Annotated in this window: 11 protein-coding genes; 2 read left to right on the forward strand and 9 right to left on the reverse strand. The window is 64.9% G+C overall.

The features are described 5' to 3' along the window. Window positions 1-26: 26 nt before the first annotated feature. Window positions 27-1,250, forward strand: coding sequence for an MFS transporter (locus PHW99_RS02185; protein WP_300173410.1), 1,224 nt, complete (start codon window positions 27-29; stop codon window positions 1,248-1,250). A 12-nt stretch (window positions 1,251-1,262) separates the two neighbouring features. On the opposite strand, the gene fghA is transcribed toward PHW99_RS02185, so the two are convergent. The 3 genes from fghA to PHW99_RS02200 are packed head-to-tail and all read right to left on the reverse strand — an operon-like array spanning window position 1,263 to window position 3,520. After that, entirely contained in the window at window positions 1,263-2,096 is an 834-nt protein-coding gene (gene fghA, locus PHW99_RS02190; protein WP_300173388.1) for an S-formylglutathione hydrolase, read from the reverse strand. Window positions 2,097-2,099: 3 nt separating this feature from the next. Further along, a complete protein-coding gene (locus PHW99_RS02195) occupies window positions 2,100-3,209 on the reverse strand; it encodes an S-(hydroxymethyl)glutathione dehydrogenase/class III alcohol dehydrogenase (RefSeq protein ID WP_300173391.1) in 1,110 nt (369 codons plus the stop codon). Between the two features lie 17 nt (window positions 3,210-3,226). Continuing rightward, window positions 3,227-3,520 (reverse strand): metal-sensing transcriptional repressor, encoded by a 294-nt coding sequence (locus PHW99_RS02200; protein ID WP_300173392.1) that lies wholly within the window; start codon window positions 3,518-3,520, stop codon window positions 3,227-3,229. A 147-nt stretch (window positions 3,521-3,667) separates the two neighbouring features. Between PHW99_RS02200 and PHW99_RS02205 the strand changes: the two genes are divergently transcribed. Next, complete coding sequence (locus tag PHW99_RS02205) at window positions 3,668-4,381, forward strand: YebC/PmpR family DNA-binding transcriptional regulator (protein WP_300173394.1); 714 nt, start codon at window positions 3,668-3,670, stop codon at window positions 4,379-4,381. Window positions 4,382-4,399: 18 nt separating this feature from the next. Here PHW99_RS02205 and PHW99_RS02210 read toward each other — a convergent pair whose 3' ends face one another. The 6 genes from PHW99_RS02210 to PHW99_RS02235 form a co-directional block, all read right to left on the reverse strand. Next, complete coding sequence (locus PHW99_RS02210; RefSeq protein ID WP_300173396.1) at window positions 4,400-6,004, reverse strand: GGDEF domain-containing protein; 1,605 nt, start codon at window positions 6,002-6,004, stop codon at window positions 4,400-4,402. A 154-nt stretch (window positions 6,005-6,158) separates the two neighbouring features. Further along, window positions 6,159-6,770, reverse strand: coding sequence for a CDP-alcohol phosphatidyltransferase family protein (locus PHW99_RS02215; RefSeq protein WP_300173398.1), 612 nt, complete (start codon window positions 6,768-6,770; stop codon window positions 6,159-6,161). Then, the gene (locus PHW99_RS02220) at window positions 6,763-7,407 is read right to left on the reverse strand and encodes an ATP-binding cassette domain-containing protein (protein WP_300173400.1); all 645 of its coding nucleotides are present in this window, start codon (window positions 7,405-7,407) and stop codon (window positions 6,763-6,765) included. The genes PHW99_RS02215 and PHW99_RS02220 overlap by 8 nt, the downstream gene beginning before the upstream one ends. 1 nt (window position 7,408) lies before the next feature. After that, the gene (locus tag PHW99_RS02225) at window positions 7,409-9,019 is read right to left on the reverse strand and encodes an ABC transporter permease subunit (RefSeq protein WP_300173402.1); all 1,611 of its coding nucleotides are present in this window, start codon (window positions 9,017-9,019) and stop codon (window positions 7,409-7,411) included. Between the two features lie 31 nt (window positions 9,020-9,050). Next, window positions 9,051-10,235 (reverse strand): ABC transporter substrate-binding protein, encoded by a 1,185-nt coding sequence (locus PHW99_RS02230; protein ID WP_300173404.1) that lies wholly within the window; start codon window positions 10,233-10,235, stop codon window positions 9,051-9,053. 80 nt (window positions 10,236-10,315) lie between these two features. Further along, window positions 10,316-11,689, reverse strand: a 1,374-nt coding sequence (locus PHW99_RS02235) for a vitamin B12 dependent-methionine synthase activation domain-containing protein (protein ID WP_300173406.1), incomplete at its 5' end; no start/stop codon positions are given.

The raw sequence follows: 11,689 nt of genomic DNA on the forward strand, positions 1-11,689 counted from the left end.
TCATCCTGAAGCACTGGGGCTGCCGCATGGTGTCGTCTTCGACCTACAACCCCAGGCTGGTGATCTGGCTGTCGCTGGCCCAACTCATCAGCTGGGGCAGTGTGTTTTATCTGTTTGCCTTGCTGCTGGCGCCGCTGGAGCGTGATTTGGGCTTGAGCCGGGCGCAGGTATCGCTGGCGTTCAGCCTGGCGCTGCTGACCGAGGGGCTGATGGCTTATCCGGTGGGGCGCTGGATTGACCGCGGCCATGAACGGCTGGTGATGACGGTGGGCTCGGTGTTGACCGGGCTGTGCCTAGCGCTGCACAGCCTGGTGAGCACCTTGGCGCAGTTGTATGCGCTTTGGATCGTGCTGGGCATGGCCATGGCGGCGGTGTTGTATTCACCAGCGTTTGCGGTGGTCACCCGCCGTTTCCCGCATGACTTCCGGCGGGCCATCATCACCCTGACCTTTCTTGGTGGACTGGCCAGCACCGTGTTCATCCCCTTGATCGCCTGGCTTATGAACCACCTGGGCTGGCGCGGGATGTTGTGGTGCTTGGCGGCGCTGCACCTGCTGGTGTGTGCACCCTTGCATGGGCTGGTATTGCGCGGGCCGGCCCCGGCGGCGTTGCCTCACCTGGCCCATGGCCCAGGTGAAGCGCATCAGTTGGTGGTCCGTCAGCTGATGCGCAGCCAGCCGTTTTGGCTGATTGGCCTGTTTGTGACGCTGATGATGGCCGTCACCGTGGCCATCCCTGCCCACATGGTGAGTCTGTTACGGGAAAACGGCCTGTCGGAGACCTGGGTGATTGCCATGCCCGCTGCCATTGGGGCGATTCAGGTGCTGGGCCGCCTGTTGTTGTATGTGTTTGAGCAGCGCATGGATGTGCATTGGGTCAACCGGTGGGTGCCTGCGCTGGTGCCGCTGGCGCTGCTGGTGTTGTTGGCCGCGCCCTTTCTGGCGCAGTGGCAAGTGCTGGCCGTGGGCTTGTTTGTGTTTTTGTACGGTTTGGGCAATGGTCTGCTGACCATCGTCCGGGGCACGGCCATCGCCCATTACGTCAGCCGACAGCACATGGCCACCCTCAATGGGGCGCTGGGGCTGCCGCTGGCGCTGGCCCGGGCGGCGGCACCGCTGGTGCTGGGGCTGATGTGGTCTCCCAGGGGCGGCTATGGCCCAGGCCTGTGGCTGTTGCTGGCCTTGAGTCTGCTCGGCGTGGCGGCCCTGATGCTGGCGCAACACCGCAGCCTGGAACACCTGGCGCCGTGAGCTTGGTGAGGCTCAGCCACGCAAGGCGCGGGCGTGATGCGCCAGATGGTCACCGATGAAGCTGGCAATGAAGTAATAGCTGTGGTCGTAGCCGGGGTGCAGGCGCAACTGCAGCGGGTGGCCATGGGCCTTGCAGACCTGTTGCAGCCGCAGCGGCTGGAGTTGCAGCGCCAGGAAATCATCCGCTTCACCCTGGTCAATCAGCAACGGCAGGCGCTCACTGGCCGAGGGCAGCAGCGCGCAGGTGTCCCAGGCCTGCCAGTCGGCACGGTCTGGTCCCAGGTAGGCACTGAAGGCCTTCTGGCCCCACGGGACGTGACTGGGCGCCACGATCGGTGAAAAAGCCGACACGCTGCGGTAACGCCCCGGGTTTTTCAGGGCACAGACCAGGGCGCCGTGGCCGCCCATGGAATGGCCGCTGATGGCACGTGCCGTGGTGGCCGCAAAGCGGGCCTCGATCAGCGCTGGCAGCTCGTGCACCACATAGTCATACATGCGGTAGTGGCTGGCCCAGGGGGCTTGGGTGGCATTGAGGTAGAAGCCGGCGCCCTGACCCAGGTCGTAACTCTGCGTGTCGTCGGCCACCCCATCGCCGCGTGGGCTGGTGTCGGGCGCCACCACGATCACGCCATGTTGGGCTGCGTAGGCCTGGGCGCCGGCCTTGGTGATGAAATTCTGCTCGGTGCAGGTCAGACCCGAGAGCCAGTACAGCACCGGGCATAACTCGTCCCTGGCCTGCGGCGGCAGATAGATGCCAAAACGCATCTGGCAGCCCAGCACGGTGGAGTGATGGGTCCAGACCTCTTGTTGCCCGCCAAAGCAGGCATGGTGTTCAACGCGCTCCATGGCTTAGAAATGGATCACGGTACGGATCGACTTGCCTTCGTGCATCAGGTCAAAGGCCTGGTTGATCTCGGTCAGCGCCATGGTGTGGGTGACAAACGGGGCCAGCTGGATCTTGCCAGTCATGGCGTCCTCCACCATGCCGGGCAGTTGTGAGCGGCCCTTGACCCCGCCGAAGGCCGTGCCCAGCCAGCGGCGGCCGGTGACGAGCTGGAACGGACGGGTGGAGATCTCCTGCCCGGCGCCGGCCACGCCGATGATGACCGACTGGCCCCAGCCGCGGTGCGCGCATTCGAGGGCGGCGCGCATCACGTTGACGTTGCCGATGCACTCAAAACTGTGGTCCACGCCCCAGCCGGTCATCTCGACGATCACCTGCTGGATCGGCTTGTCGTGGTCCTTGGGGTTGACGCAGTCGGTGGCGCCGAAGACACGCGCCAGCTCGAACTTGGATGGGTTGGTGTCAATGGCGATGATGCGCCCCGCCTGCGCCAGCTTGGCGCCCTGGAGCACGGCCAGACCGATGCCGCCCAGGCCGAACACGGCCACCGTGTCGCCCGGCTGCACCTTGGCGGTGTTTTTCACCGCGCCCAGGCCGGTGGTGACACCGCAGCCCAGCAGGCACACCTGCTCGGGGTTGGCGTCGGGGTTGATCTTGGCCAGCGACACTTCGGCGACCACGGTGTATTCGCTGAACGTGGAACAGCCCATGTAGTGGTAGACCGGCTGCCCGTTGTAGGAGAAACGCGTGCTGCCGTCGGGCATCACGCCTTTGCCCTGGGTAGCGCGCACGGCCACGCACAGATTGGTCTTGCCACTCTTGCAGAACAGGCATTCACCACATTCGGCGGTATAGAGCGGAATCACATGGTCACCCGGCTTGACGCTGGTGACACCCTCGCCGACCTCCACCACGATGCCTGCGCCCTCATGGCCGAGCACGGCGGGGAACAGACCCTCGGGGTCATCGCCGCTCAGGGTGAAGGCGTCGGTGTGGCACACGCCGGTGTGGGTGATCCTGACCAGCACCTCGCCCTTCCTGGGCGGGGCAACGTCGAGCTCGACGATCTGCAACGGTTGACCTGCGGCAAAAGCCACGGCGGCTCTGGATTTCATGAACAGTCTCCTTGGGGTTATTTCAGATAAGAACGAATCAGCGTGATCGCGTGGTCGATCCGGGTGTCGGCCACCGGGGCGGACGCGGCAGCGTTGTCGGCTGACGCCGATGTGCCGAACGTTTCGCGCAGATGGCCTTCCAGCACCTCATAGACCAGGCCATTGACCGCACCACGCAAGGCGGCCAGTTGCTGCAACACCTCACCACAGTCGGCGCCCGCTTCGATGGCGCGCTCCAGCGCCTGCGCCTGCCCGCCGATGCGGCGCAGACGCGAAATGGCCTTGCGTTGTTCTTCCGGACTGTGTGGCATGCTGGATCGTCACCTTGTCAATATACTGCTGGGTAGTATATTGCACCGCCATGACCCGCGGGCCGATGGGGGCACGGGGTGTTAACCTTGGCCCCTTCAATCCCCACCAGGCGCATGACGGCGCCACAACACCAAGGAACATCAGACATGGGCGCGCAGTGGAAAGCAAAGGGCAAGGAATTGGCAGCCAACGCCAAGGGTCGCATTTTTGGCAAGTTGTCCAAAGACATCATGCTGGCCGCACGCAGTGGCGCCGATCCGGCGGCCAATGCCCGTCTGCGTTTGTTGGTGGAGCAGGCCCGCAAGGCCTCCATGCCCAAGGACACGCTGGAGCGCGCCATCAAGAAGGGCGCTGGCCTGACCGGTGAAACGGTCAATTTTGAACACGTGATCTACGAAGGGTTTGCACCGCACCGGGTGCCGCTGATGGTCGAATGTCTGACCGACAACCTCAACCGCACCGCGCCGGAGATGCGGGTGCTGTTTCGCAAGGGGCAGCTCGGCACCTCGGGCTCGGTGGCATGGGACTTTGACCATGTGGGCATGATCGAGGCCGAGCCAGCGGTCGCAGGTGCCGATGCGGAACTGGCCGCCATCGAAGCCGGTGCCCAGGACTTTGAGCCCGCGGATGAAGACGGTGTGACCCTGTTCCTGAGCGACCCGACCGATCTTGATCTGGTGAGCCGGGCGCTGCCGACGCACGGTTTCACCGTGTTGACGGCCAAACTTGGTTACAAGGCCAAGAACCCGATTGACCCGGCCAGCCTGAGCCCGGAGCAGCTGGAGGAAGTGGAGGCCTTTCTGGCCGCCATTGATGCCAACGACGACGTGCAAAACGTTTTTGTCGGCTTGGGTGACTGAAACCCGCAGGCGTGAACGTCAGGTCGGTGCAGTGATATAGCGGTTGCGCCCTGCCTTTTTGGCTTGGTACATGGCCTGGTCGGCTGCCAGCAGCAGGGCGTCCGGGGTACTGTCGCCGTTGCCCAGGGCGATCCCAATGGAGACACCCAGCTGGCAGCTGGTGCCGGCAACCTTGAACGGTTCCTTGAGAGCCTCAATACATTTGGTGGCGATGGTGACAGCGGCCATCTGGCTGTTTTCCAGATGGCACAACACCAGGACAAATTCATCACCCCCCACACGCGCCAGCGTATCGGTTTGTCGTGTGTTCTGGCCCAGGCGGGCGGCAACTTGTTGCAGCACCAGATCACCGGCCTCGTGACCCAAGGCGTCATTGATGGGTTTAAAACCGTCCAGGTCCATGAACAAAAGGGCCATTTGCGTGTGGTGACGCTTGGCCTGGGCCAGCGCCTGGCCGAGCCGATCGGCCAGCAGCGCCCGGTTGGGCAAGCCGGTCAGCGCATCGTGATGGGCCATTTGTTCAAGTTCAGCTTGTTTGGCATTGAGCTTGAACAGCAGGCGGTTGAACGCCGAAATCAGATGGCCCACCTCATCCTGGCGAACCACGGGCAAGCGCTCCAAGGGCAATTCGCCCAGCGTCATTCGATTGGCTTGTTCTGCCGCCTTGAACAGGGGGTGAAAAACCCAATACAGCCCCAGCAGCAACAAAATCAGGAAGATCAGGATGGCGATGGCCGTGTTGTTGATCAAAAACTGCTGTGTCCGTCCCACCGTGGCAAAGGCCTCAAGGGTCGGCAAACGGGCCACCACAAACCAGCCAGTGCTGGGCACAGAGACCATGGCCGATATCTCTTCACCCCCTTGGGCGTTGACGGTCAGACCGGTGCCGCGAAAACCAGCCATGGCGCGGTCATGCAGCACATTGACCCCTGCAGGGGGGGTAGGTCGAAGCACCATCTCGGGTTGCGAGGCCGCCACAAACAACTTGTCCCGTGGCGAGATCAGCAAAAAACCACCAGAGGAGGTGCCGATCCGGCTTTGCAGCAAGGCATCAAGAAATCCCGGTGCGGCCAGCGCAGTGACGCCGACCAGGACGGCCTGGACTTCACCCTGGCGGTCTTTGAGCGGTGCTGCCATGGGTAACACCGGTTGGTGGGTCACATGGTCCACCAGTGGCCGTCCAATGTAAAAAAAACCTGTCAAGGCCGCTTCAATGTCATCCCGGCCTGCGAAGCTGGCATGCGCGCGTTGCGGCAGCGCCGGGTAGTCCGCCAGCGTGGCGCCGAGGGGGGTGATGACCATCAGTCCCAAAGAAAAAAGCGGCTGGTATTCGTGACGCTCTTTTAACCACGCGCGGAGTTGCTCCGGCTGGCTGAGCAAATGCCGTGGCAAGGACGCGGCCAGGCCTTCGAGCAGATGTTGGCGCTGGACAATTTTGTAATCAATGTCACGCGCCACATAAGTGGCCAAAGCCAGTTGCTGCCCTTCGACGACGGTGCTCAAGTCTTCACGCAAAAACCGGGTGACCTTGTAATAGTGCACCACTGCGCCGGTGAGCACCATGCCGAGCCCCAGCAACAACAGCCGTGTGATGATGCTCTTGAAAAGGGGTCGCAGGTTCATGCACCCATGATAGCGGTCATTCTTTTCAGCTTCGCAGCTGGCTGGACCAGGATGCTCGACATGAACGTCCTGCAGACCTTGCTTATTTGAGGTTATTTTACTATTAAAATCATAGCTATATGTGATTAATTCGTCCGGGCTAGGGGCCAATTTGTCAGTCAGTCCCCAACCCCCGGATGCCGGCCACGATGCGAGTCACCGTGGTCAGCGCACACAGCGCGGCAAAGCCGTAGGCCAGGGCCGCAAACCACGCCGGCATCAGGCACATCAGCACAAACACGGCCATGGTCTCGGCACTTTCCGTCAGTCCCCCGAGGTAATAAAACCCCTTGCCCGGAAAAGCCGTGCTGGCCAGTCCCCGCTTGGCCGCCAGCACGGCAAACGCCAGGAAGGTGCTGGCCGTGCCGATGAAGCTGTAAATCAGCACCGCTGCGGGCAGGGCGTTGTGCGCCGGTTCCGCCAGCGCGAAGGCCAGCGGGATGCTGGCGTAAAACAGGAAGTCCAGCGACACATCCAGAAAGGCGCCGCGGTCCGTCGGCCGGGTTTGCCGGGCCATGGCGCCATCGAGCCCATCGGCCAGCCGATTGAGCGCCATGCTCAGCAGCGCCCATTGGGGATGACCCAGGGCAATCAGCGGCAGCGCCAGCATCCCCAGGGCAAAGCCGGTCCAGGTCATCTGGTTGGCGCGCCAGCCGGCGGCCACCAGCCGGTGGGCCACACGGTGCAGCGGGCGGCTCAGGAGGGTATTGAGCGCGCGGTCAAACATCGCCAGTCTGCCAGTGGCTAAGGTCCATGACACGCCCGTCGGGCGGCACGTCGGCCGGGTCGTGGGTGACCAGCAGGGTGGGCACGCCCAGGCGCCCGATCTGCGCGAACACCAGTTGCCGGAACTGCAGGCGCAGCGTGGCGTCGAGCTTGGAAAAAGGCTCGTCCAGCAGCAGCGCCTGCGGCTGCGCCAGCAGGGCGCGCATCAGGCTGACGCGGGCGCGCTGGCCGCCTGACAGCGTGGTCGGGTCGCGGTCATGAAACCCGGCCAGTCCCACCTCGGCCAAGGTCTGCTGCACCTGCCGCTGGCGCTGGACACCGGCCACTGTGGCGGGCAGCGCAAACGCCAGGTTCTGCCCGACGCTCAGGTGCGGAAACAGCAGATCGTCCTGGAACAGGATGCCGATGCCACGTGCCTCGGTAACCCGCTGATCGAGCTGGCGGCCATTCAGCCAGAGTTCGCCCCGGGCGGTAAAGGCCGGGTCGAGGTTGCCAATCAGCCAGTTCAGCAGGGTGGATTTGCCGGCACCGGACACCCCGGTGAGGGTGACGATCTCGCCCGGCTGCACACTCAGGTTCATGTTGACCAGCAGCGGCCGGTCGGCGTGCCGGAGCGTCAGTTGCCGGATTTCCAGCATGTCAGCGCACCCCCTGGCGATGCTGGCCCAGCCAGCGGGGCAGCAGGGTGGCCAGGGCAAAAGCGGCCAGCGGCAGGACCATCTGCAGCAGCGCCTGGGTGGCCAGCACCTGCCGGTGGCCACCGGCGCTCAGGGCCACGGCTTCGGTGGTGACGGTGACAAACCGTCCGCCGCCGGCAAACACCGTGGGCAGGTATTGCGCCACACTCACGGCCAAACCGACGGCCCAGGCCGCCAGGATCGGGCGCAGCAGCACCGGCCATTTCACCCGCCAGCAGGCCTGCAGCCGCGAGCAGCCCAGGGCGCGGGCACTGGTCATCAGGCGCGGGTCAAACGCGCGGTAGGCACCCACCAGCGTCAGCAGCATGTAGGGCAGCACCCACAGCAGATGGCTCCACACCAACGCCGTGGGCGTGGCGTCCAGCTGCGTATGCAGCAGCACGGCGTATTGCGCGGCCACCAGTGGCAACGCGGGCAACACCAGCGGCAGGTACAGCACGGCATTCAGGCGCTGCGGCCCCCACTCCAGCCACAGCAGCACCAGCAGCAGGCCGCTCAGGCTGCTGGCCAGCGCCAGCCACAGCGTGGTCTGGAACGGCGCCCAATCGGCGTGGCGCCAGTGGTCCAGCGTCAGGGCCTCTGGCCACAGTGCCGGAAAAAACCAGTGCTCGGCCACCGACCAGACCCCCAGCACCAGCAGCACCGCATAACCCACCCCCACCAGCGGCATGGACCAGGGCCAGACCGGGCCGGAGGCGGGCCGCCGCCGCCCGTTTGGGGTGGGGCGCCAGCGTTGGGCCAGCTGCCAGCCGCCCCAGGCCAGCGCCGCCAGCACCACCAACAGCAGCAACAGCACCAGCGACGCGGCAGCGCCCCGGGCCTGCAGCTCCGGCGCCGGGTCGATCAGCCAGTGCCAGGCCAGGACTGCCAGGGTTGGCGGGGTGCCGGGCCCCAGAATCATGGCCATGTCCACCACCGACAGGCTGTAGGCCAGCACCGCCGCCAGCGGCCAGCCCAGCCGCGGGATCACTTGCGGCCACAAGACCAGGCGCCAGGTCTGGGCCCGGTTGTAGCCCAGGGACCGGGCCACCACCAGCTGGCGCGCCACCGTCTGTTCCCCCAGCACGGCGGCCAGCACCCAGGTCAGGAACCAGCTTTCCTTGATGGCCAGCGCCAGGGCCAGGCTCAGGCCCCAGGGGTCTTGCACTGTGACCACTGTCGGCGGACTGCTCCAGGCCAGAAGGTGTGCCAGCGGCCGCGCCAGCCAGCCTGACGGCGCCAGCAAAAACAGCAGCCCCACGGCAAATGCCGCATGGGGCAGGGACAACAACAGCGGCAGGCGCCGCTGCAAACCTTGCCAGCGTGGACCGGGATAACTGGCGCTGGCCAGCATCACCGTGATGGCACAGGCCAGCAGCGTGCCGAGCAAGGCCGAGACCAGCGTGGCCTGGAACGCCTGCGGCCATTGCCCATCGGCCCACAGCGCCTGCCACACCGGGCTGGCCAGACCCGGCCCCAGCGCCCAATACAGGCCGGGCAGCAAGGGGGCCATGATCAGGCTCACCCCGGCCAGGGCCAGACTGGCAGGCAGGCGGGTGGCAAGCGGGGTCATGGTTGACACGGCGCAGTCATCGGCGGCGGTGTCAGCGGCTGCCGTAGCGTTTGAGCCACTCGGCCTCGAGTGCTTCGACCCAGCTGGCGTGCGGCTCGGCCAGCGTGGGCACGGCTTCGGTCAGGGCGCCCGGCGCCTTCTGGCGCAGCACGGCCTGCATCCCGGCAGGCAGCTTGGCCACATCCAGCACCGTGCCGTCACCCCAGACGCTGGTGTCGGCCTTGCGGGTCTGGGCTTCGGCCGAGAGCAGAAAGTTGGCAAACACCTGGGCACCGGCCTTGGCGTTGGCATTGGCCGGGATCGCCAGGAAGTGCACGTTGCCAATGGTGCCGCTGGGCCAGCCAAAGCTATAGGCGCTGGGCGGCAGCTGGTGGCTGGCGATCAGGTTGGCGGCTTCGTTCGGGTTGAACGTGAGTGAGAGCCGCAGTTCCCCGTCAGCCAGCATCCGGTGCATGGCGGCGGCGTTGGCGACAAAGGTTTTACCGCCGCGCCACAGGTGGCCGTGCAGTTGGTCCAGATAGGCCCACAGCGCCGGGGTGGCGCTGGCAAAGGCCTCGGCGCTGACTGGCTTTTGCAGCACGGCTGGCGTCGGGGTCAGGGCCAGCAGCAATTGTTTGATGAAGGTGGTGCCATGAAAGTCCGGCGGCTTGGGGTAGCTGACCCGCCCCGGGTTGGCCTTGGCAAAAGCCAGCCATTCGGCGGGTGACCGTGGTGGCGTGGGGGTGACCGCCTGGTTGGCGATGAAGGTCAGTTGGGCAGTGCCCCAGGGCGCCTCATACCCGTTGGTCGGCACGGAAAAATCGCTGCGCACGGGTTTGTTCAGGTCCACCAGGCCCCAGTTGGGCAAGGATTCGGCCCACGGTCCCATCAACAGGCCAGCCTGTCTGAGGTTGCGGAAGTTCTCACCATTGACCCACATCAGGTCGACCGAGCCACCGGTCTGGCGTCCGGCGTTGATCTCGGTCTGCACCCGCTTGACGACCTCGGCGGCGTCGTTGATCTTGACGTGCTGCACCTTCACGCCATAACGGGCCTGTACTTCCTTGGCGGCCCAGGCGATGTAGGTGTTGATGGCTTCGCCGCCACCCCAGGCATTGAAATACACCGTCTGGCCCCGGGCCTCTTTTTCGATCTGGGCCCAGTCAGCGTGGGCGTTGGAGAGCGACAGGCCCAGGAGCAGGGCGCTGCAGGTGGCGGCAAAGTTGGAACGGGTCATGGCAGGCAAGGGTCGAAGCAGGTTAAAACGAGAGCCAGTTTTGGATGTCACGACTGCAGTCGTGACAAGCCACCCAAAGCTTACAAATTGGGCGCCAGCAGGCGTTGCAGCGCTTTGGCGTCGATGCCGCGGCGTGCCGCCTGGTCCTGGAGCTGGTCGTCCCCAATCTTGCCGACGCTGAAATACCGGGCGTCCGGGTGGGCGAGGTAAAAGCCGCTGACGCTGGCCGCCGGGCTCATGGCCAGGCTCTCGGTCAGCGACATGCCAATGTCGGCGCATTGCAGCAGCGCAAACAGGTCTTTCTTGACGCTGTGATCCGGGCAGGCCGGGTAGCCGGGGGCCGGGCGGATGCCGGTGTAGCGTTCGGCAATCAGCTCCTTCGCGCTCAGGGCTTCCGACGGCGCGTAGCCCCACAGGTCGGTGCGCACCTTGTGGTGCAGGCATTCGGCAAAGGCTTCGGCCAGGCGGTCGGCCAGCGCCTTGAACAGGATGGCGCTGTAGTCGTCGTGCGCGGCCAGGAACTGGGCTTCTTTCTTGTCGATGCCGATGCCAGCGGTCACGGCAAACACCCCGACATAGTCCGAAATTTTCAAGCCTTTTTGGCCTCCAGCCCGGGTATTATCTGCTTGCACTGCTTCATTTTTGATAGCAATTTCAGCGGGGGCGACAAAATCCGCCAGGCAGCGGCTGGGCATCATGGCGCCGTCGATTTCCTCCTTGGCGGCTTGCTGGCGCAGGCCGTACCAGGTCATGGCCACCTGGCTGCGGGTCTCGTCGGTGTAGAGCGCAATGTCGTCGTCCCCCACCCGGTTGGCTGGGTACAAGCCGACCACGGCGTTGGCGCTGAGCCAGCGGCCTTCGATGATCTTCTTCAGCATGGCCTGGGCGTCGGCGTAGACCTTTTTGGCCTCGGTGCCGACCACCTCGTCGTCCAGAATCGCCGGAAACGGCCCGGCCAGGTCCCAGGTCTGGAAGAACGGGCCCCAGTCGATGTAGCTGGCCAGCTCGGCCAGGTCGTAGTTCTTGAAGACGCGCCGCCCGATGAATTTGGGCGTGGTGGGCTGGTAAGCCGCCCAGTCGATGGGGGTTTTGTTGGCGCGCGCCTTGGCCAGCGGCCACAACGGGGTCTGTTTCTTGCCCGCGTGCTGGCGGCGCACCTGGTCGTAGTCGGCGTTCAGCTCGGCCACATAGGCATTGGCGGCCTCACCCAGCAGGCTTTGCGCCACGCCCACGCTGCGCGAGGCATCGGGCACGTAGACCACCGGGCCTTCGTAATGTGGCGCGATCTTGACGGCGGTGTGCACCCGGCTGGTGGTGGCGCCACCAATGAGCAGCGGGATTTTTTTGACGCGGAAGTAGTCGTCCTTCTGCATCTCACCGGCCACGTATTGCATCTCTTCCAGGCTGGGGGTGATCAGGCCGGAGAGGCCAATGATGTCGGCCCCCTCGGCCTT

Source organism: Rhodoferax sp., assembly GCF_028689305.1.
Classification (GTDB): Bacteria; Pseudomonadota; Gammaproteobacteria; order Burkholderiales; family Burkholderiaceae_C; genus Rhodoferax.